General features: G+C 70.3%; 18 protein-coding genes and 2 pseudogenes. 10 read left to right on the top strand and 10 right to left on the bottom strand.

Translation table 11 applies throughout. The features are described 5' to 3' along the window. Together VFB40_RS11610 and VFB40_RS11605 are read left to right on the top strand one after the other, a co-directional pair. The coding region (locus tag VFB40_RS11610) for a molybdopterin-dependent oxidoreductase (protein ID WP_324849832.1) at nucleotides 1–878 on the top strand (878 nt) is incomplete at its 5' end. Between the two features lies 1 nt (nucleotide 879). Then, a complete protein-coding gene (locus VFB40_RS11605; protein WP_324849830.1) occupies nucleotides 880–1,551 on the top strand; it encodes a hypothetical protein in 672 nt (223 codons plus the stop codon). On the opposite strand, the gene VFB40_RS11600 is transcribed toward VFB40_RS11605, so the two are convergent. Further along, nucleotides 1,514–2,305 (bottom strand): SGNH/GDSL hydrolase family protein, encoded by a 792-nt coding sequence (locus VFB40_RS11600; RefSeq protein ID WP_324849828.1) that lies wholly within the window; start codon nucleotides 2,303–2,305, stop codon nucleotides 1,514–1,516. The two genes, VFB40_RS11605 and VFB40_RS11600, sit on opposite strands and share 38 nt — an antisense overlap. A 189-nt stretch (nucleotides 2,306–2,494) precedes the next feature. Between VFB40_RS11600 and mgrA the strand changes: the two genes are divergently transcribed. The 7 genes and pseudogenes from mgrA to glgC all read left to right on the top strand — a co-directional run bounded on the left by mgrA (nucleotide 2,495) and on the right by glgC (nucleotide 9,266). Then, entirely contained in the window at nucleotides 2,495–3,523 is a 1,029-nt protein-coding gene (mgrA, locus tag VFB40_RS11595) for an L-glyceraldehyde 3-phosphate reductase (RefSeq protein WP_324849824.1), read from the top strand. A 19-nt stretch (nucleotides 3,524–3,542) separates the two neighbouring features. Beyond that, the gene (locus tag VFB40_RS11590; protein WP_324849822.1) at nucleotides 3,543–4,142 is read left to right on the top strand and encodes a sulfite oxidase-like oxidoreductase; all 600 of its coding nucleotides are present in this window, start codon (nucleotides 3,543–3,545) and stop codon (nucleotides 4,140–4,142) included. Then, nucleotides 4,112–4,873 (top strand): ferredoxin reductase, encoded by a 762-nt coding sequence (locus tag VFB40_RS11585; RefSeq protein ID WP_324849820.1) that lies wholly within the window; start codon nucleotides 4,112–4,114, stop codon nucleotides 4,871–4,873. The genes VFB40_RS11590 and VFB40_RS11585 overlap by 31 nt, the downstream gene beginning before the upstream one ends. Before the next feature lie 101 nt (nucleotides 4,874–4,974). Further along, nucleotides 4,975–5,232 (top strand): annotated as a pseudogene (locus tag VFB40_RS11580) (DUF6510 family protein); the annotation flags it as partial. 265 nt (nucleotides 5,233–5,497) lie between these two features. Then, nucleotides 5,498–6,667, top strand: coding sequence for an alanine--tRNA ligase-related protein (locus tag VFB40_RS11575; protein WP_324849816.1), 1,170 nt, complete (start codon nucleotides 5,498–5,500; stop codon nucleotides 6,665–6,667). 156 nt (nucleotides 6,668–6,823) lie between these two features. Then, on the top strand, nucleotides 6,824–7,996 hold the full coding sequence (gene glgA / locus VFB40_RS11570) for a glycogen synthase (protein WP_324849814.1): 1,173 nt from the start codon (nucleotides 6,824–6,826) through the stop codon (nucleotides 7,994–7,996). Between the two features lie 52 nt (nucleotides 7,997–8,048). Next, a complete protein-coding gene (gene glgC, locus VFB40_RS11565; protein WP_324849812.1) occupies nucleotides 8,049–9,266 on the top strand; it encodes a glucose-1-phosphate adenylyltransferase in 1,218 nt (405 codons plus the stop codon). Nucleotides 9,267–9,329: 63 nt separating this feature from the next. Here glgC and VFB40_RS11560 read toward each other — a convergent pair whose 3' ends face one another. After that, a complete protein-coding gene (locus VFB40_RS11560) occupies nucleotides 9,330–9,839 on the bottom strand; it encodes a hypothetical protein (RefSeq protein ID WP_324849809.1) in 510 nt (169 codons plus the stop codon). 49 nt (nucleotides 9,840–9,888) lie between these two features. After that, entirely contained in the window at nucleotides 9,889–10,740 is an 852-nt protein-coding gene (locus VFB40_RS11555) for an SPFH domain-containing protein (RefSeq protein ID WP_324849807.1), read from the bottom strand. Between the two features lie 166 nt (nucleotides 10,741–10,906). Between VFB40_RS11555 and VFB40_RS11550 the strand changes: the two genes are divergently transcribed. Continuing rightward, nucleotides 10,907–11,359 carry a globin domain-containing protein gene (locus VFB40_RS11550; protein ID WP_324849805.1) on the top strand — a complete coding sequence of 151 codons (453 nt, stop codon included), beginning with the start codon at nucleotides 10,907–10,909 and terminating at the stop codon, nucleotides 11,357–11,359. 58 nt (nucleotides 11,360–11,417) lie between these two features. Here VFB40_RS11550 and VFB40_RS11545 read toward each other — a convergent pair whose 3' ends face one another. From VFB40_RS11545 to VFB40_RS11515, 7 genes and pseudogenes are all read right to left on the bottom strand, one after another. After that, a complete protein-coding gene (locus VFB40_RS11545) occupies nucleotides 11,418–12,659 on the bottom strand; it encodes a chitinase (protein ID WP_324849803.1) in 1,242 nt (413 codons plus the stop codon). A gap of 382 nt (nucleotides 12,660–13,041) precedes the next feature. Then, the gene (locus VFB40_RS11540) at nucleotides 13,042–14,280 is read right to left on the bottom strand and encodes a S53 family peptidase (protein ID WP_324849801.1); all 1,239 of its coding nucleotides are present in this window, start codon (nucleotides 14,278–14,280) and stop codon (nucleotides 13,042–13,044) included. Between the two features lie 608 nt (nucleotides 14,281–14,888). Continuing rightward, nucleotides 14,889–17,021, bottom strand: a complete 2,133-nt coding sequence (locus tag VFB40_RS11535) for a bifunctional polysaccharide deacetylase/glycosyltransferase family 2 protein (protein WP_324849799.1) — start codon at nucleotides 17,019–17,021, stop codon at nucleotides 14,889–14,891. Between the two features lie 16 nt (nucleotides 17,022–17,037). Beyond that, on the bottom strand, nucleotides 17,038–17,625 hold the full coding sequence (locus VFB40_RS11530) for a hypothetical protein (RefSeq protein ID WP_324849797.1): 588 nt from the start codon (nucleotides 17,623–17,625) through the stop codon (nucleotides 17,038–17,040). Nucleotides 17,626–17,881: 256 nt separating this feature from the next. Next, nucleotides 17,882–18,721 (bottom strand): hypothetical protein, encoded by an 840-nt coding sequence (locus tag VFB40_RS11525; protein WP_324849795.1) that lies wholly within the window; start codon nucleotides 18,719–18,721, stop codon nucleotides 17,882–17,884. Continuing rightward, the gene (locus VFB40_RS11520; RefSeq protein ID WP_324849793.1) at nucleotides 18,718–19,377 is read right to left on the bottom strand and encodes an RNA polymerase sigma factor; all 660 of its coding nucleotides are present in this window, start codon (nucleotides 19,375–19,377) and stop codon (nucleotides 18,718–18,720) included. The genes VFB40_RS11525 and VFB40_RS11520 overlap by 4 nt, the downstream gene beginning before the upstream one ends. 324 nt (nucleotides 19,378–19,701) lie before the next feature. After that, nucleotides 19,702–20,014: pseudogene (locus VFB40_RS11515) on the bottom strand (hydrolase); the annotation flags it as partial.

Raw genomic sequence — 20,014 nt, 5'->3', positions numbered from 1 at the left:
TGGTCACCGGTCTGTTGAACGTCATCCAGTGGTACCCGTGGGCGTTCGCTTTCGTGCCGACGCACTACCAGGTCGCGTGGATCACGGTCGGGGCGTTGATCGTGCATATCGCCGTCAAGGCTCCGGCCATCGCTCGGGGTTATCGGCGGCCTGTCGCCGAGCCGCCGGTCGAGCCGGCAGCCGAGCTGACAGCCGAAGCGGCTCTGGCGGCGGCCGCCGCCGAGCCGGTCGCTGAATCGTCAGCGCCGGAGCCGACGAAGCCTCACGTCCTCGCCCCGCGTCCCGGTACCGTCAGCCGCCGCTCGTTGCTGATCACGACGGGTGCGGCGGTAGGGGTCGTGACGCTGACGACCGTCGGGCAGTCAGTGACCTGGCTGCGCGGCATCGACCTGCTCGCGCCGCGCGACCCGTCGGTCGGGCCGCAGGGCGTGCCGATCAACCGGACGGCGGCCCAGGCTGGAGTGCAGACCAGTGCCCTCGATCCCGGCTGGCAGTTGGAGGTCGACGGCCCGCGTCCGTTCCAGCTGACGCTGGCTCAGCTCGCCCGGCTGCCGCAGTACGAGGCCGTGCTGCCGATCGCGTGCGTGGAAGGCTGGTCGGTCAACGGCACCTGGAGCGGAGTGCGGCTGCGCGACCTGCTCGATCGCGCCGGGGCACCCGCCGGAGCCGACATCAGGATCGTCTCCTTCGAGAAGGCCGGCTTCTACGCGACGACCACGATGCCGCGCGAATACGCCCGCGACCCGCTCACCCTGCTGGCACTGCGACTCGGCCGACAGCCGCTCAGCGTCGATCACGGATACCCGGCGCGGATCATCGCGCCCGGACGGCCCGGCGTGCTGCAAACCAAGTGGGTGCAGCGGATCGAGGTGCTCTGAGATGCGTATCAGACAACGAGGACATGCGGTCGGTGCACTCTCGATCAGCCCACTGCTCGCGGCGCGCGTCGCGCTGGGAGCGTTCGGAGTGTGGGTGGCGAGCATCGGGCTCAGGGCCCTGCTACGCGGCCATCCGTTCGCGGCGAACGCCCCGGTAGGTCGCTGGCTGATCGGCGGCGTGGTCGCGCATGACGCGATCATCGCGCCGACGGTGTTCGTACTCGGTGCGGTGACCGTCCGGCTCGCCGGTCCGCGCGTGCGGCAGGCGTTGGCCGCGATCCTGCTGATCGGTGGATCGGTCCTGATCGTTGGCCTGCCTGATGTGCTGCGCAAGGGCCATAACGCCAACCCGACCGTCACTCCGCTCGACTACACACGCAACCTGATCATCGTGCTGCTGGCGGTGGCCGGAGGGGTCCTCCTCGCGACAGTCGCGCCCGCGATGTGGAGGCGGCGGCGGGTGGATGAGGCCGACTCCGAGGTTCATGAGCCTGAGGTTCAGGACGCCGAGGTTCCGGAGCCCGAGGTTCAGGACCCCGAGATTCCGGAGGCAGAGCTACAGGACCCTGAGGTTCAAGAATCCGAGCTACAGGAGTCCGAGCCAAAGGATCCCGAGGCTGACGACGCTGTGATGACTATCGCATCGACGGAGGCTGAGACGGCACAGGAGTGACCAAGTGCCAGGTCGGGTGCTTCGGCTCGCGGTCGTCTCCGGAGGACCGGCCGCGCAGCCGCCGGTTGATCCACGGCAGGACGTGCTCGCGGTAGTAACGCGCGTTGGTCGCCAGCCGCCCCGCCCTCCGCAACGCAGGCGCCGCGTCGGACGCAGCGGGCACCGACGAGAAGCCGAGCGCGTGCAGGACCAGTCCGGCAACGCGCTCGTGCCCGTGGCTGTTCAGGTGCAGCCGGTCGACCGTCCAGTAATGAGGGTTGCGGATCTCCTGGTCGGCGAAGCAGTTGACCAGGGTGACTCCATGCCGAGCGCACACTTCGGCCAGTCCGGCGGTCAGGTACGCCGCGCGCCGGTGGACCATGCGGCCCAGCGGCAGCTGCGCGGTCGGGTCCGCGCCGCTGAGCAGGACCGGGCGCACACCGGCCTCGACGCAGCGCCGGATCGCCTGCTCGGTCAGCGCCAGCAGATCGTCGAGCCGCACTCCGGGCCGCAGCATGTCGTTGCCGCCGCCATTGAGGGTCAGCAGGTCGGCGGCGGGCTTCAGCGCCAGCGCCGCGTCGAGCTGGTCGGTGACGATCGGCCGCAGCAGCCGCCCGCGGATGGCCAGGTTGGCGTATTCCACCGACTCGCCGCGTTCGGCCAGCGCCGCGCTCAACCCCGACGCGACCAGATCCGCCCAGCCGCGCAGGCTGCCGTCCGGCCGCAGGTCGCCGACCCCCTCGGTGAAGCTGTCCCCGATCGCCACGAACCGCACGCTCAAACCTCCTGTTCGAGACGCCAGTATCCACGAGCTGCTGATTGAGCCGAGCTCGTGATCGCTTGCATCCGCAGCTTCTATTGGACAGCCCCGCAACGCCGGGAGAGGGTGGGAGGGCAGGTCGCCGAAGCGTTCGCGCCGCCGCAGGGAAGTGCCGCCCCCCGGGTGGCCGCTGGGAGGATTGTGATGGGTTACCTCGCCGCTGGTGAGCGTTACGACGCCGCGGTATTCCGGCGGTGCGGCCGGTCCGGCCTGGACGTGCCCGCCCTCTCGCTCGGGCTGTGGCACAACTTCGGCGACACCCAGCCGCTCGAGACGCAGCGCGCGATCCTGCGCCGCGCCTTCGACCGCGGGATCACCCACTTCGACCTGGCGAACAACTACGGCCCGCCGTACGGCAGTGCCGAGGCCAACTTCGGCACGCTGTACGCGCAGGACTTCCGGCCGTACCGGGACGAGCTGATCGTCTCGACCAAGGCCGGGTACGACATGTGGCCGGGGCCGTACGGGCAGGGCGGCGGCTCGCGCAAGTACCTGCTGGCGAGCCTGGACCAGTCGCTGACCCGGATGGGCCTGGACTACGTCGACATCTTCTACAGCCACCGGTTCGACCCGGACACGCCGCTGGAAGAGACCATGGGCGCGCTCGACGCGGCGGTGCGCTCCGGAAAGGCGCTCTACGCGGGCATCTCCTCCTACAGCCCCGAGCGCACCCGGCAGGCCGCGGACATCCTGCGCTCGCTGGGCACCCCGCTGCTGATCCATCAGCCCTCGTACTCGATGCTCAACCGGTGGATCGAGCGCGGGCTGCTGGACACGCTCGGCGATCTGGGCGTCGGCTGCATCGCGTTCTCGCCGCTCGCGCAGGGCATGCTGACGAACAAGTATCTCGGCGGCATCCCGGAGGGCTCGCGCGCCGCCCGTGGCTCGTCGCTGTCCGCCGAGCTGCTGAGCGAGGGCAACCTGCAGCACGTGCGCGCCCTCAACGAGATCGCCGCCGAGCGCGGGCAGTCGCTGGCGCAGCTGGCGCTGGCCTGGGCGCTGCGCGACCCGCGGGTGACCTCGGTGCTGCTCGGCGCGAGCAGCGTGGCGCAGCTCGACGACAACCTCGGCGCGCTGGACCGGCTGGACTTCAGCGACGAGGAACTGGACCGCATCGACAAGCACGCGGTTGAATCAGGCATCAACCTCTGGGCGGCTTCCGGAGAGGCATGAGCATGGAGGGCTGAGCAGGATGGCGATCGTCTCCCGCGGGTTCCACGGACGGAAGCGTTCCGACGACGGAAGGCTGCCGCCCGGGCAGTACGAGACGCATGACTTCCCGGTGCTCTCCGCCGGGCCGACCCCGCGGATCAGCCAGGACCGCTGGGAGTTCGCGATCACCACCGAGGCCGGGGTCAGGCACGCCTGGAACTGGGCCCAGCTGACCGCGCTCCCGTCCGAGCGGCCGACCGTGGACCTGCACTGCGTCACCAAGTGGTCGAAGTTCGACACCGAATGGCAGGGCGTCTCGCTGGACCTGCTGCTCGAGGACGTCGAATCGGCCGCCGACTTCGCCCTCGTGCACTCCTACGGCGGTTACACGACCAACCTCCCGCTGGAGGACCTGCTCGACGGCAAGGCCTGGATCGCCTACGGCTATGACGGCGAGGACCTGGCGCCCGAGCACGGCGGCCCGGCCAGGCTGCTGGTACCGCACCTCTACCTGTGGAAGTCAGCCAAGTGGGTGCGCGGAATCCAACTGTTGCTTGAGGATGAGCTCGGGTTCTGGGAAAGCGTCGGCTATCACGAGTACGGAGACCCATGGCGCGAGCAGCGGTACCAGGGCGACTAGGGCAGCGCCTGCGATGGCAGGCCGCGACGCTGGTCGAGCGCCGGGAGGAGACTCCCGCGGCGCGCACCCTCGTGCTGTCCGTCCCCGGCTGGCCGGGCCACCTGCCCGGTCAGCACGTTGACGTGCGCTTGACCGCCGAGGACGGATACAGCACCCAGCGCAGCTACTCAATCGCTTCGGCGCCCGAGACCGGAGGCGACCGGGTCGAGCTGACGGTCCAGCAGGTGGCGGACGGAGAGGTCTCGCCGTATCTGGCCGAGGACCTGGCGGTCGGCGACCAGATCGAGCTGCGCGGCCCGGTCGGTGGCTGGTTCGTGTGGCGGCCCGAGCAGACCGAACCGGTGCTGTTGGTGGCCGGCGGTTCCGGGGTGGTCCCGCTGATGGCGATGATCCGCACCCGGCGCAGCGTCGGCAGCCGCGTGCCCTTCCGGCTGCTGTATTCCGTGCGCGCGCCTGAAGACCGGATGTACCTGGACGAGCTGCGGCGCAGCGATCCGGGGCTGGATACGACGTTCCTCTACACACGCAAGGCGCCGGACGGCTGGCGGCGGCCGCCGGGACGGTTGACCGCGGAAGACGCGGCGGCGGCAGGCTGGCCTGCGGATTTCGCCCCCGCCGTCTACGTGTGCGGTCCCACCGGGTTCGTGGAGCACGCCGCCGACCTGCTCGTGGAACTCGGGCACGATCCCGCATCGATTCGTACCGAACGCTTCGGTCCGAGCGGAGGCTGACAATGGCGGAGTTCGATAAGGCGGAGTTCGATAACGCGGCGTTTGACGAGGCGGCGTTTGACGAGGCGGCGTCCGATCAGAGCGCGCGCTCCGACGACGACACGTACCAGGACGGCAACGCCCTGGCCGGGCCGCTCTCGGAGATCTTCGCGGTCGACGTGACCGCTGCGGTGGGTCGCTGCTCCGGCTGCGGCAGCACCGGACCGGTGGCCCGCCTCCGGGTCTACGGACCGGAGCCCGGCCTCATCGCGCGCTGCCCGGACTGCGAGCAGGTGGTCCTGCGGCTGGTGCGCGGTCCCGACGCGGCTTGGCTCGACCTGCGCGGCGCCGTCAGCCTTCGGATCGCGCTGCCGTCCTGAGCCGAGCGGAAATGCAGGTGCCCGGGGGCCCGCGCGCGGTTTATGGTCGTGATATGGAGGTCCTCACGCTCAACCGTTCGGCCGCAGCCGCGCGAGCTACCAGCTCGTCGGTTGCCGTCGGCTGACCTGACCTCAGCCTCCCTTACTCCCCGGCGACCGGAATCGGCTCGCCGGTGGGTTTTCTGCTTTCTAGGTCCCTGACCTCGAAGCCGCTGCGCGCACCGTCGCTCCGTTTCGGTTGCCAAGAACCGAAGGGGCCACTCCCATGGATTCCGGCCAGACTGTCAACACCTTCATCGACTTCTTCCGTGAACGCGGTCACGGCCTCGTGGGCGAGAGCACCCTCGTGCCCGAGCCCGGCGATCCGGTGCTCTTCACGACCTCGGGCATGCACCCGCTCACGCCTTACCTGCTCGGACGCCCTCATCCGCTGGGCCGACGCCTAGTCGGTGTACAGCGCTGCCTGCGCACCACAGACCTCGACGAGGTGGGCGACCGCACGCATCTGACCGTGTTTCAGATGCTCGGCTCGTGGTCGCTCGGCGACTACGACGGTGTCCAGAGCATCCGCTGGGGCTACGAACTGCTGCGCGACGGCTACGGCATCGACCCGGGTCGGCTGCACGTCACCGTCTTCGGCGGCGACGAGCAGGTCGGCCCGGACACCGACTACTGGCGGACCTGGAGTGAGCTGGGCGTGCCGGTCGAGCCGACCGTCGAGGACAACTGGTGGTCCAACGGCCCGGTCGGACCCTGTGGCACGGATACCGAGATCTTCGTGTGGACCGGCGACGGACCGCCGAGCGGCACGCCGACCGTCGATCCGCGGTGGGTGGAGGTCTGGAACCACGTCTCGATGCGCTACCGGCGCCACGAGGACGGAAGCCTTGAGCCGCTTCCACAGACCAGCATCGACACCGGTCTCGGGCTGGAGCGGCTGCTCACGATCCTGCAGGGCAAGGAGTCGGTGTTCGAATGCGACGTGTTCGAACCCTGGAACACGACGATTCCGCGGCTCTGGACGCTGGACGAACGATCATCGCGGCTCGTCATCGACCACTTGCGGTCGAGCGTCGTCGTGATCGGAGACGGAGTGTCGCCCTCGAACACCGGCCGCGGTTATGTACTGCGCCGGCTCGTGCGCCGGACGCTGACAACCCTGTGGCGCGACGATCCCTCCCGCACCGTGATGGACCTACCGCCGGTTCTCGTTGAAGACACGCTCAGACGCTTCGGGCAACCGGGTGACATCGGGCGCGTGTACGACGTGCTGCGCGACGAGGAGCGACGCTTCTCGGGGCTGCTCGAACGCGGCCGCCAGGAGGTCTCCCGCAGGCTGCGCCGCGGCGGTCTGAATGAGGAGGACTACCGCAGCCTGCACGAAACGCACGGCTTGCCGCGCGAACTCGTCGACAACCTGCTGACGATGGGGTGACGGTCCGGCGCCGCGCCGTCGCGGTCGGTTTGCGGCCCGCCCATCAGGGCCCGGCGTCCCGCGCGGGCCTCGCGATCTCGTGCTCGCCTACGCCCTGATACTGGGCTATGTTCAGCACATGAACGTCCGTACTCGGTGACGTGCCAGGAGGCGCTCGTGAAAGTCGGCCTGCTGACCAGGGAGTTTCCGCCCGACGTGTACGGCGGCGCGGGCGTTCACGTGGAGTTCCTGGCCAGGGAGCTGCGGGCGCTGGCGGACGTGTCCGTGCACTGCTGGGCGAGTCAGAAGGCGACAGAGCCGCAGCCGGGCGTCCAGCGGCACGCCGCGGCCGAGGCGCTGGCCGGGGCCAACGAGGCGCTGCGCAGCCTGTCGGTCGACCTCGCCATGGCGGCGGCCGTCGCGGATCGCGACCTGGTGCATTCGCACACCTGGTACGCCAATATGGCCGGCCACATCGCCAAGCTCCTCTACGGCATCCCGCACGTGATGACCGCGCACTCGCTGGAGCCGCTGCGCCCGTGGAAGGCCGAGCAACTCGGCGGCGGCTACACGCTCTCCAGCTGGGCCGAGCGCACCGCCATCGAGGCTGCGGACGCGGTGATCGCCGTTTCGAACGGAATGCGCGCGGACATCCTGAGCTGCTATCCCGGGCTGGAGCCGCAGCGCGTGCACGTCGTGCACAACGGCATCGACACCGCGCTCTACCGGCCCGATCCCGACAAGGCCGCGCTCGCGAAGCACGGTGTGAACCCCGAGCGGCCGTACGTGCTGTTCGTCGGGCGGATCACGCGCCAGAAAGGCGTGCCGCACCTGCTGCGGGCCGCGCGCGCCCTCGATCCGGCAACGCAGCTCGTGCTGTGCGCCGGCGCCCCGGACACGCCCGCGATCGACCAGGAGTTCCGCGAGCTGGTCGAGGAGCTGCGGCAGTCCCGCGACGCGGTGCTGTGGATCCCCGAGATGCTGCCTCGTCCCGAGGTGATCCAGCTGCTCAGCCACGCGGCGGTCTTCGCCTGCCCGTCGGTGTACGAGCCGCTGGGCATCGTCAACCTCGAGGCCATGGCCTGCGGAGCGCCCGTGGTCGCGTCGGCGGTCGGCGGCATCCCCGAGGTGGTGCAGGACTGGGTCACCGGGCTGCTGGTCCCGTACGACGAGAAGGACCCGGCCGCCTTCGAAGCGGCGCTCGCCGAGGCGCTCAACGGCGTGATCGCGGACCGGAACGCCGCCACACGAATGGGCGAGGCCGGGCGCGAGCGCGCGGTGCGCGAGTTCGGCTGGGATGCCATTGCCCGCCGCACCGTGGCGGTGTACGAGGAAATCCTGGGGAAGTGAACAGTAAGGCGGACCTGCTGCACTAGCGGCAACGGAGCAAAAGGGGCGGCGGATGCGCGGCGGACCTTCGGTGCTGGGAATCGTGCTCGCGGGCGGCGAGGGCAAGCGGCTGATGCCGCTGACCGCCGACCGGGCCAAGCCGGCCGTGCCCTTCGGCGGCACCTACCGGCTGGTGGACTTCGTGCTGTCCAACCTCGTGAACGCGGACATCATGCGCATCTGTGTGCTGACGCAGTACAAGTCGCACTCGCTGAACCGGCACATCACCACCACCTGGCGGATGTCGAACCTGCTGGGCAACTACGTCACGCCGGTGCCCGCGCAGCAGCGGCTCGGCCCGCGCTGGTTCCTCGGCAGCGCCGACGCGATCTACCAGTCGCTCAACCTCGTGCACGACGAGCACCCTGACTACATCGTGGTGTTCGGCGCCGACCACGTGTACCGCATGGACGCGCGCCAGATGCTGCAACAGCACATCGAGGGCGGCGCGGGCGCGACCGTCGCGGGCATCCGCATCCCGCGCGTCGAGGCGCCCTCGTTCGGCATCATCACCCCGGCCTCGGACGGCGTGCGGGTCGAGCGCTTCCTCGAGAAGCCCGCCGATCCGCCGGGGCTGCCGGACGACCCGGAGCGCGTGTACGCCTCGATGGGCAACTACGTGTTCACGACAAAGGTGCTGCTCGACGCGCTCGACCGGGACGCGGACGACGACCGCTCGGTGCACGACATGGGCGGCAGCATCCTGCCGATGCTCACCGAGGCCGGCCAGGTCCAGGTCTACGACTTCGACCAGAACCACGTCCCCGGTGAAACCGAACGCGACCACGGCTACTGGCGGGATGTGGGAACCCTCGACGCGTACTACGAAGCGCACACTGACCTGATCTCGATCCACCCGGTCTTCAACCTCTACAACCGGGAGTGGCCGATCTACACCCACACCCTGCAGCTGCCGCCCGCGAAGTTCGTGGCCGGCGGCATCGCGGGCGAGTCGATGGTCGCGCCCGGCTGCATCATCAGCGGGCAGGTCACCCAGTCGGTGCTCTCGCCCGGCGTCATCATCGAGGAGGGCGCGGTGGTGCAGGGCTCGATCCTGCACGACAACGTGCGCATCGGGCGTGGCGCGGTCGTGCGCCGCGCGGTGCTGGACAAGAACATCGTCGTGCCGCCGGGCGCCACGGTCGGCGTCAACCCGGGGCGTGACAAGGAGCTGTATCACGTCTCCGCGAACGGGATCGTCGCGCTGGGGAAGGGACAGCGGGTGCTCTGATCGATTGCGGTTGCGGGGTTGTCCAGCTGAGCGAGACAGCTGGACAACCACCAACACATCGCGTTACAGAGCGCTGAGATAGCCGGTGCGCTCGTCGAGCGTCGCGGTGACTGCGCTGAGTGCGTCGAGGGCGTCTCGGGCCGACAACTCGCTGAGCTGCTCCGGGGAGACGTCGCCGACCACGGCGGCGGCGTACTGCGCGTGGCTGACCAGACTCCGATCCAGTTCGAGCAGCCGGGCCGCGCCGACTGTACGCAACTTCTTCCAGGTCTTCTTCGGGTCCGGAGGGAACGGCGCGTTGCGCACCCGATCGGCGGCTGCGGTGTAGCGATCGGCGCAGCGTCGTGCGGCCGCCGCCGGCTCAAGCAACTCCGGGGGCGGGAACGGCTGCTCGCGCGTCGGCGCCGGTACCTGCGTGCGCCGGTATTCCGCTGCCGCCGCGGACAGCGTCTGCGCCGCGCGGGAGAGAAGTTCGGCCGCGCGCGAGCGCACCGCGAGATCGTCCGCGCGCAGCCGGCCCGCCTCGGTGTACTGGTCGACTCCGACTAAGGGTTCGAATGCCCCGTGTGTCATCGCTGTCCCAGCTGCTTGAATTTCGTGTCGGTCGGGGCTCGGCGGTCGGCTACCGCTGTCCGGATGCGCCGTTGACGAAGCCGACCTGGGTCAGGTCGCCGAGCACCCCGGCGGGCAGCAGCGCGATCTGCATCGGCTGGCCGACCAGCGCGTTGACCGCGGTCGGCAGGCCGCGGTCGGCCAGCTTGAGCGCCAGGTACGCGCGCAGCGCCTCCTGCTCGGTCATGCCGAAGGCGCGCAGCGCCAGCAGCTCGCGCATCCGCTCGTCCCGCGGCGAGATCAGCACCTTGACGTCGTTGAGGGTGATGCCGTAGATGGCGAGGAACTCCTGCAGGTGGGTGCGCACCAGCTCGCCGATGTCGGTGATCTTCTCGTTGACCTGCTCCAGCGGGGTGAGCTGGACGATCTGGTTGACCGCCTGCTCGACCACCGGGCCGGCGTAGGCGTTGATCGCGTCCGCGGTCAGCACGTGCCCGTCGTGCGGCATGTGCTGCACGAGCTTGACCGCGTCCTCCTCGGTCTCCACGTGGATGTAGTAGTCGACCTCGTAGTTGAGCTCGGCCATCTCCCGGGACAGCGCCGTGCCGCGGGCGCGCACCACGCTCTTGGCCCGGTTGACGTAGATGGCCTCGTACTGCCACGGCGACTGGCCGCCGTAGAAGGCCTTCTGGATCGAGCCGAACAGCGGCTTGTCCGGCGTCTCCAGCTGGTGCTGACCGGTGCCGTACACGCTCAGGATCGCGCCGCGCGACTTGAGTACGCAGTAGTGGTTCGACTCCACGGTGATCAGGGAGCCGTTGAGGATGTTCGGGTCCGGATAGTGGAACAGCAGCACGCCGGGGCCCATCGCCTCGCGGCCGTTCTGGTCGAGCGTGGAAATGACATTGCGCAGCGTCGGCATGAGCCTGCTCCCCCTCGGTTCCCGGCCGGATGCGCCCGGCTCTCGCCAGGGAAACTAGCGCACGGCACTGTGCGCCGCAGCGTGTCCGGCTATTTACTGCCCGATCGGGAAGCCGGATCGGCTCGCCCCGGAGGCGCGGCCTGAGTCGCGGTGCGATGCTGGGCGCATGGAGACGGTGTACGAAGCCGCGGGTGGCATGGAGGGCCTGCTGCGACTGGCCGACGCGTGGCACGCGCGGGTCCTGGCGGACGAGATCGTCAGCCACGCGTTCAGCCACGGCTTCCATCCGGCGCACACGGCGCGGCTGGCCGCGTACTGGAGCGAAGCGCTCGGCGGCCCGGCCGCGTACTCGACCGAGTACGGGAACGAGACGCTGGTCGTGCGGATACACAGCGGCCCTGGCGATCATCGGGAGATGGATCTGCGCGCGATCGCTTGTTTCGATCAAGCGCTGGATGACGCCGGGATCGGCGGTGCGCGGCTGCGGCAGGTGCTGCACGACTACTTCGCGTGGGCGACCACGAACACGATGGAGCGTTACCGGAGTCCGGACGACGTGCCGGCCGGTCTCGGCATTCCGCGTTGGTCGTGGGACGGGTTGGTCGCGGGCGACGGGTGAAATGGGCCGGGTGGGCCGCGGTGATGATCGCGGCCCACCCAGGGGTCTCAATCGACCGTCAGCAGGCGCCGTCCGACTTCCAGATGTTCCACGCGATCGCAGAACCCGGAGTCACGCCGGTCGACCAGTAGATCGCCGTGTAGTTGACGCCGTTGTACGAGACGTTGTCGTTCGGCACGTAAGAGGTGTTCGCGTTCCACGCCGGGTAGCAGCTGCCGCCGCCGCTGCCACCAGTGGGCGAAGGCGACGGGGAGGGCGAGTGTGACGGGCTCGCGCTCGGCGACGGACCGCCACCGCCACCGTTGCCGCCCCCGCCGAGGAAGATCTTGGTGAAGTCCAGCTTGCTCTGGCTGATCTCGGAGCACGAAGGCAGCCCGTTGGCCGAGCCGCCGCAGGGCTGGTCGCGGTCCACCGACCAGAACGCCAGCCGGCCGAGGCCGTTGCTGCTGGCCCAGCTGACCAGGGTCTGCGCGTTCGCCTCCGAGAACACCTCGGCCGAGTTGTCGTTCTGGCCGATCATCGGGGTGACCCCGATGTTGGCGTAGGTGTCGCCGGGCCAGTCCGCGCGGGCCTGGCTCAGCGTGCTCTGCGCGGCCTGGATCGCCTCCTGGCCCATGTCGCCGGTGAAGGAGGACCCGTAGTCCATCGCCATCACGTTGATCACGTCGATGCGGGCGCCGTCCTGCTTGGCCAGGTTGAGGAACGCGACGCCGTCGGCGGCCAGGCCGCTGGGCAGCACCGGCAGGGTTGCAGAGACCACCAGGCCCGGGTTCGCGGACTCCAGCCCCTTGATGGCTTGGAAGCGCACGTTGTTGTTCGAGGTGTAGTCCAGCGTCGCGCCCTCGATGTCGAAGTCGATGTGGTTGACCCCGAGGTGGTTGATCACGGACTGGTAGGCGGCCTGCAGGCTCGAGGCCGTGGTGCAGGTGAGCGCCAGCTCGCTGCCGCCCGCGCCCCCGAAGGACACGATCGGCGTCGCGCCGGCCGAGCGCGCGGTGGCGATCTCCTGGTCCATGGCCGGGTCATTGGTGACCGGCAGGGTGTCGCCCCAGATCGGGGTGCAGCCCGAGCCGATGACGAAGGCGGCCGTGTAGTTGTGCAGCCCGGCCTGAGTCGCCGCGGCGTTGAGCATCGGCTCCTGGTTGTTGGACATGTCGACGTACGGCGCGACCTGCACGACGGCGGCGCTGGCCGGCGAGGCGGCGATCACCGTGGTCAGCACCAGGCCGGTGGTCGCCAGGAGGGCCGCGGATCCGGCCGCGATCCAGCGCGGCTTGCCGCGCGGGGGCAGAGCTTTCATGTCGTCTTCCCTCGGTGTGGTCGTCGTCCGGTGCGGAGCCGACACGTGGTGGGCTGCGTGTCAGGACCGTGCCGCACGACCGGGTGTGGGCCCGGCAGGGCGTCATCCGAGGGAGGAAAGCGTGCAGTCACGTGACCCACTCCCTCTCCCTGGGCGTGCCAGGGCCGGGATGGGCGTGCGCCGAACGCCGTTTCGCCAGCTGTACAGCGGTGCCGCGAGCCCTTCGGCTGCGCGGCGGCACCGAAACCCAAAGTGGACTAGACCACACGGGTCCGTCAAGCGGCCGCTCGATAACGGATCGGCAACGGCCGCTGAACGCACCGCAGCCGGTCGCGGGTCCCTGGTCCCGCAACCGGCCGCGTGCGATCGGAGGGAAGGACTGTCAGCCCGCGAAGGCGGTCAGTCCGTTCGGCGTGCCCCAGCCGGTCGGTCCGTCGTATCCGACCTCTGCGGTGCACAGGTAGGCGGGCGAGCAGGACGCGGTCGAGCCGGAGGTCACGTCGTAGAGCGAGCCGGTGTGGCTGTAGATGTCACCGGCCGGGTAGGTGCTGCTGCCGGGCGTGCCCGCGTCCGCGTACACGGCCGCGATCAGCGGGGAGGCCACGCTGGTGCCGCCGTACACGGTCCAGCCGGTGCCGCCGTAGGTCTGGTACACCGCGACGCCGGTGGCCGGGTCCGCCACCGCGGAGACGTCGGCCACGGTGCGGTCGGCGCACCCGGAGTCCGTCTGCCAGGTCGGCTTCGCGTCGTACTTGGAGCAGCCGGAACCGGCGCCCTCGGTGCTGCTGGTCGACCACACCGACTCGGTCCAGCCGCGGGTGTTCGAGGCCTTGCTCAGCGAGGTGCCGCCGACCGCGGTGACGTACTTCGAGGCCGCCGGGTACTCGACGCCGTAGCCGCCGTCGCCGGAGCTGACGGTGATCGCGACGCCCGGGTGGTTGAAGTAGCTCGAGTCGTAGGTCGAGTCGGAGGAGGACTCCGAGCCGCCGTAGCTGTTGGAGACGAACTTCGCGCCGAGGCTGATCGCGGTGTTCACGCTGGTGCCCAGGTCCGTCATGCTCGCGGACTTGGCCTCGACCAGGATGATGTGCGCGTTCGGGGCGATCGCGGAGACCATGTCGAGGTCCAGCGAGATCTCCCCGGACCAGCTGGTGCTCTTGCGCGGGTAGCTGGTGCCGCCGGTCTCGCTGACCTTCTTGAAGCAGCCGTTGGCGGTGGTGCAGGCCGGCAGGCCGTACTGGGAGCGGTAGACGCCCATGTCGGATTCGGCGTTGGGGTCGTCGTACGCGTCGACGATCGCGACGGTCTGGCCGGCGCCCCCGCCCGAGGGCAGGTTGTAGGCGCTGTACAGGTCGCTGGGTCCGTAGCCGGACGGGGTGGCGTTCGGCGTAACGCCCTTGGCGTGTACGTGCTCGATGGTGCTTGTGACGTGCAGGGCGTTGCACGCCATCTGGCCGGGCGTGGTGCTGAGGGCACAGGCTCGGGTCCACGAAACGGCGGAGTTCGTGGTCTGAGCGTTGGCCTGGGCGGCGAAGGCGAAGCCGGTGCCCGCGAGCGCGGTCGATCCGGCTATGCAGAGAACGGCGCGGGTGGCGCCTTTCCTGCGCTGGGTGATGCGCAACGTACTGCCTCCTATGTGGGTAGCGGGGGCCGTGCGTGACGCCGTTCGACGCGGCCGAGTGGGCACGCCGAAGCGGCTTGATCGAAGTGGGTTGCCACACGCCTCGGTTTGGGGCTGTGGGCGGCGCAGACGCTAGCCCTGCGCTTGAACATGAACAAGACAAGTGGCGATTGTTCGCCAATTCGTAACAATGGCAGTCCGTCGGGGACGTGCTCCGTGCTGCTGTGAAATCCCTGATCCGCGCACGTGATCGACCCGCCTGAGTACCGCGAGATCCGTTCGGGCGAGGCGAGCGTAACGGCGGGGCGCCGCAATTCGCCTCTTGGATACAACCGGCTGCGCAGTCGTCTGTGGTTGAGAAGGCAGCGCACCACGCGAGCCCGTGCCCGCGCCGAATCCCTTTGTCGGCGCGGGTGGGCGGCTGGGCTGAGCGCGTTCGTGCCACGGACCACGAACCTCGGCCCGCCGCCCAGGGGTCGGATCCTCGCCGCGGCGGGTGGGTCGCCACGGCGAGGATCCGGCTGCGCGGCCGGGGCTCGGGCACCTTCAGCGAAGCGGGCGGCCCATAAGGAGCGGGAGCCCGGCACAATGTTTTACCGGTTAGCCGTTCAGGCCCGCCCGCGTTCGCCGTCGAGTGCGGTCGCCAGGCCGCGGCGCTCCATCCGCTGCCAGCGCAGGCGCGTCCCGAGCAGGGCCGTGACGACCGACTGGATCAGCACCAGATACATCAGCTGCCGGTAGACGAACTGCTGCAACGGCAACGTCCACAGCGCGCCGCGCCGCTCACGATCGAGCGCGAACGCGTACCACGACGCCACGAGCTGCATCGCCAGGAACCCCAGCCACACCGCCGTCATGCGTGCCACGTCCCCGAAGATAAGCCCATAGCAGGCGAAGACGTCGACCAGCGGGGCCAGTAGCGGCAGCAGGATCTGAAAGAGCAGCAGATAGGGGATCCCGCGGCGGCCGAGCCGCCCCGAGCCGCCGGACTGCACCATGCTGCGCCGGTGCTTCCACATCGCCTGCATCGTGCCGTAGGACCAGCGGTAGCGCTGCCGCCACAGCTGGCCGAGGCTGGCCGGGGCCTCGGTCCACGCGATCGCCTTCTCCTCGTAGACCACCCGCCAGCCCGCGCGCAGCAGCGCCATGGTCAGATCGGTGTCCTCGGCCAGGGTCTGGTCGCTGACCCCGCCGACGTCGAGCAGCGCCTCGCGGCGGAACGCCCCGATCGCGCCGGGCACCGTCGGCATGCACCCGGCCAGGTCGTAGAACCGGCGGTCCAGGTTGAATCCGACCACGTACTCGATGTGCTGCCAGCGGCCGAGCAGCCCGGTCCGGTTGCCCACCTTCGCGTTGCCGCTTACCGCTCCGATGTCCGGATCGCTGAACGGCTGCACGAGATGGTGTATCGCGTCCGGCTGGAACACGGTGTCGCCGTCGAGCAGCACCAGGATGCGGCCGCGAGCGTGCGCGATCCCGGTGTTGAGTGCGGCCGGTTTTCCGGCGTTGGGCTGCCGGATCAACCGCACGCCCATGCCGCGGAAGCGTTCGACCACGGCCGCGGTGCCGTCGGTCGAGCCGTCGTCGACGACGATGATCTCCATCGGGTACTTGCAGTTGAACAGGGAGAGCAGTGTCGCCTCGATTCCGGCTTCTTCGTTGTAGGCCGGGACGATCACGGACACCGGTTCGTGTACCGGCGGGCCCCAGGGCTTGCGTCGGCGGCGCGCGTGCCGGTGCGCCGTGGCCAGCAGCAGAAGCAGTCGCAGCACACTGAGTCCGCCGGCGGCCAGGATGGTCCAGCCCAGCGCGCCGACCACCACGTCGGATCCGCGCACCGCCCAGATCAGCAGCCGGCCGCGCCACTGCTGAGCCGCCGCGGCCGGCACCACGGCGGTGGGCGCGCCGATCGCCCCGGTGACGGTGGTGAAGGTGTATCCGCGTCCCTGCAGCATGGGAATCAGGACGTTGAGCGCGGCGACGGTCTGCGAGCGGTCGCCGCCTGAGTCGTGCATCATCACCAGCAGCCCGGGAGTTCCGCTCGCGGGCAGCACGTTGGCGACGATCCGCGCGACGCCCGGGCGCTGCCAGTCCTCGCTGTCCCGGTTCGCCAGCACGACCAGGTAGCCGTGCGCGCCCGCGTCCTTGATCGAGGCCCAGTCGGAGTCGTCCAGCGCGTCCGGCTCGGAGGAGTAGGGCGGGCGCAGCAGCGGCGTGGAGACCCCGGCGGCGCCCGCGACCACCGACTGCGTCTGCGAGAACTCGAAGGAGCGGCGCCATTCGCTCGCCGAGGCCAGATCCGTGTGCGTGAACGTGTGGATGCCGACTTCGTCGCCTGCGGCCACCTCGGCGCGCACCAGGCCCGGGTTCTGCGCCACGCGCCCGCCGACGACGAAGAAGGTCCCGGGCACCTGGTAGCGCCGCAGCACGGCCAGGATCTTCGGGGTCCACTCCGGATCCGGCCCGTCGTCGAAGGACAGCGCGACGTGCCCGGCCGGGATCGAATACGAGCGCTGAGCCCCGCCGCGCGTGTCGATGACGGGGCCGCCGTTCGCGACCGCCGACGGTACCTGTCCGGCGCCGTCGGCCGCGTGCGGGCCGCCAGATCCCTCCGCGCCGACCTCGTGGTGCACCAGGCCGTAGGTGACCAGGATTCCGGCCATCAGGACGAGGGACACCGCGAACAGGAACCAGTGGGCGCGGGGCGGCACGGCACGCGCCGCGCGGCGTCTGCCGGCCATCAGTGTTTACCGGCCATCAGTGGCCGTGTCCGGACGCGCCGGGAGAGGCGGATTTGCCGACCAGGCCGGGCGGTTGGTGCCGGCTGGCCGTCGGCGAGGGCGAGAGCGAGGCGGCAGGCGCGGCGGTCGGGGAGGCGGCGGCGCGGGCGGCTGCGGTCGTGGTGCCGGCACCGGGGGCCGCGCCGGTGCCCGCGCGTGGCGCGGTGGCGGAGGAGGTTGCGGCCGTTCGCGGGGTTGCGGTCACCTTGCCCGCGGAGACCGGGCCGTGCTGGCCGCCGGGCAGCGGCAGGAGCGCGTTCGGCGGCACCGGGCCGCCGAGGATGCTGACGACCACCAGCACGCCGTACGCGCAGGCGCCGACCAACAATCCGAACGCGACGCGGCGGATGACCAGGCGGCGGCGTCCCGTGGAGTCGACGAAGACCGGCGGCTCGGCGGGGCTGGTCGCGGCGGGCTGGGTCTTGACAGGCCCGGTCGCGGCGAGCCGGGGCTCGGAGACCGGTGCCTGGGCGAGCGTGGTCTCGGTGCGCCGGGGCTTGGGGAAGGGCGGCTCGGCGGGCCGTGCAGCGGCGCCCGCCGCGTGTCTATGCCGTGTCGCGCCCACCGGCCACCGATCCTCAGACTGTCCGCTATTGACGGGGCCTGCGGCGCCCAGGAACTGGGGGGTCACGACGCCGCAGGCCCTCAGGAGACGCTGCGCGCGTGGCTGGGGGGAGAGGCACGCGCTGTCGTCTCGACGCGGATAGGCGCCGCGGCCGCGTGATGTGTTACTCCGCTTGCAAAACGCCTGGACTGTGCATGGTCGGCGCGATGCCCGAAATCAGTGCCCGATCCGAGAACGCAGTGCCCGATCCGAGAAATCAGTGCCCGGTGCTGTGCGGGTTCGGCGATGGCGAGTGGCTCGCGTGGGAGTTGCCGTGCGTCGCGCTCGCCGCGGGAGTCGCCTTCGACGACGGTTCCGTGGGCTGCGCGGGCGAGGGCGTGACGCCCTGGTTTCCACTGCTCGCGCTGCTGCCGGCCGTCGCGAGCAGCGTGGCGCAGTACTGCTCCACGTGACCGGGTGCACCCGCCGCGGCCACCAGCGCCGCCTGATCCGCCGGGTCGAGTACGGAGCGCCAGTCCTGCGGGTTCGCGGCGACCGTCTGGCACAGCGGCATCAGTTGCGCCGTGTCGGCCGCCTGCTGGCCGCTGCCCGCGCTCGGAGACGGCGAGCCGGAAGGGCTCGGCGTTCCGGACGGAGCCGAGCCGGCGGTTGCGGACGCGGCCGGCGCGGGGATGCCGACGCCGCCGAGATAGTCGTGCGCGATCCGCTGTACCGAGGCAGGAAGCACCCCGGCGGTCGCAGCGGCCACGCCGCTGCCGCCGACCACCATCAACACCGCCGCGCACTTGACCAGAGCCACCCGGGGTGATCGTTGCCTGACCGCGCGTCGCGGCTGGGGCTGCGGCGCCGGGCCGGCCCCGATGCCGGCCCGCCGAAAGGCCATGAGCACCGGTTCCAGCTGCGCCGGATCCAGAGTCGCCTCCGACGCGGGCGCCGAGGCGACCGCGAGCAGCGTGTCCAGGTCGGCCGCGCCCGGTCCGCCCCGCCTTCCGTCAATCAGCCGGTTCGCCTCGGACCAGCCGATGCGCCGCGCCGCGCCGCGCCCCGACTGCGCGGCCTCGGTCGGCCCGTCGTGGTATCCGCCGTTGTCGATCATGGGGTCACCTCGTCGACCCATCCGGTGGGCCGTGCGGCGGCGCCCGGGTCGACGGATCGCCCGTCAGCCTCGGTCAACGCCGCGGCTTCACTCAGGAAGCCGGACAGGCCGCGCAGCCCCCGCATCGCCGCGATCCGCACCGCACCGGAGCGCTTGCCCAACACCTGCGCCGTCTGTTTCGCGTCCAGTCCGATGATCACCCGCAGCATGACGGCTTCGCCCTGGTTCTTCGGCAGCCGGGAGATCAAGCGCAGCGCTTGCTCCGTGGAGAGCCGCTCAAGCGCTGCGGCGGCGGTGTCGTCCGGCGCGGCGTGTTCGCGGGCCGAGTCCGTGCCGATGCCGGGCAGCCCGGCCGGATCCTCAGGACGGCGCCCTGCGCGCCGCAACTCGTCCAGACCCCGGTGCCGCGCCACCCGGAACAGCCAGACCCGGAACCCGGCCGCATCGCCGCGGAAGTCACGCACGTCGCGGGCCGCGTGCAGCCACGTCTCGGAAGCCACGTCCTCGGCGGCCTGGCCGACCAGCACCCGCAGGTAGCGCAGGATCAGCGGGTTGAGCGAGACCCACAGCTCGGCAAAGGCGCGCTCGTCACCGCGCCGCGCCTGGTCCAGCGCGGCGTCCAAATCGGCGGCCGACAAACCACCGACACCGCTCACGTCACCGTCCGACCACTTGCAGTACACGCGGCGCCGTGCAGGGCCGCCCGAATCCGGCCACACACCATACCGAACACTCACCGGTTTGCGGCCTGCCGGACGAACATCGCTCGAAATCGCCGGGGCTTCGGCGGGCAGGAGCGTGGAAGCGGGCGCGAAGTAGCGCCCGCTATCGGCTGCCGACCACCGGTTGGGGAACATATGAGAAGAGGGGCGCGAGCCCCCGCAGCCGTTACCGTCGACGCGACGCGGCCGGTCGGGCAGTGATGCCCGACCGGCCGCAGCGGTGCCCGGCCCGAGTGCTCTAGCGGCCGGTCGCGCAGGTCAGCTCACATTCACCGCGGTGTCGTCGACGACGAACGAGGTCTGATACTCGAAGTCCTCGGCGCCGGTGAATTTCAGCGTGACCTTCTGTCCGGCGTACGGGGCGAGGCTGAAGCTGTGCTGCGTGTAGCCGGTGTTGTGGTTGAGGTTGGAGTAGGTGGCCAGGGTCGCCAGCACGGTGCCGGAGCTGTTGAGTACCTGGACCTTGAGCGTGTCGTAGGCGGTGGTGGTGCTGGTCTCGGCCGTGTCGATGTGCAAGTAGAAGCTGAAGTTGTAGTTCGAGCAGCCGGTCGGCAGCGTCACCGCCTGCGAG

It is taken from the genome of Actinocrinis sp. (assembly GCF_035650855.1).
Classification (GTDB): domain Bacteria; phylum Actinomycetota; class Actinomycetes; order Streptomycetales; family Catenulisporaceae; genus Actinocrinis.
Note: the sequence above shows the minus strand (reverse complement) of the source record. Positions and strands in the feature narration are given on the sequence as shown.

Excerpts from the sequence above, each read along its gene's own strand:
- VFB40_RS11585 (WP_324849820.1), top strand. The coding sequence starts at position 4,112 with ATGGCGCGAGCAGCGGTACCAGGGCGACTAGGGCAGCGCCTGCGATGG.
- VFB40_RS11560 (WP_324849809.1), bottom strand. The coding sequence starts at position 9,839 with ATGACACACGGGGCATTCGAACCCTTAGTCGGAGTCGACCAGTACACC.
- VFB40_RS11535 (WP_324849799.1), bottom strand. The coding sequence starts at position 17,021 with ATGGCCGGCAGACGCCGCGCGGCGCGTGCCGTGCCGCCCCGCGCCCAC.
- mgrA (WP_324849824.1), top strand. The coding sequence starts at position 2,495 with ATGGGTTACCTCGCCGCTGGTGAGCGTTACGACGCCGCGGTATTCCGG.
- VFB40_RS11575 (WP_324849816.1), top strand. The coding sequence starts at position 5,498 with ATGGATTCCGGCCAGACTGTCAACACCTTCATCGACTTCTTCCGTGAA.
- VFB40_RS11545 (WP_324849803.1), bottom strand. The coding sequence starts at position 12,659 with ATGAAAGCTCTGCCCCCGCGCGGCAAGCCGCGCTGGATCGCGGCCGGA.
- VFB40_RS11525 (WP_324849795.1), bottom strand. The coding sequence starts at position 18,721 with ATGATCGACAACGGCGGATACCACGACGGGCCGACCGAGGCCGCGCAG.
- VFB40_RS11555 (WP_324849807.1), bottom strand. The coding sequence starts at position 10,740 with ATGCCGACGCTGCGCAATGTCATTTCCACGCTCGACCAGAACGGCCGC.
- VFB40_RS11605 (WP_324849830.1), top strand. The coding sequence starts at position 880 with ATGCGTATCAGACAACGAGGACATGCGGTCGGTGCACTCTCGATCAGC.
- VFB40_RS11550 (WP_324849805.1), top strand. The coding sequence starts at position 10,907 with ATGGAGACGGTGTACGAAGCCGCGGGTGGCATGGAGGGCCTGCTGCGA.
- glgC (WP_324849812.1), top strand. The coding sequence starts at position 8,049 with ATGCGCGGCGGACCTTCGGTGCTGGGAATCGTGCTCGCGGGCGGCGAG.
- VFB40_RS11590 (WP_324849822.1), top strand. The coding sequence starts at position 3,543 with ATGGCGATCGTCTCCCGCGGGTTCCACGGACGGAAGCGTTCCGACGAC.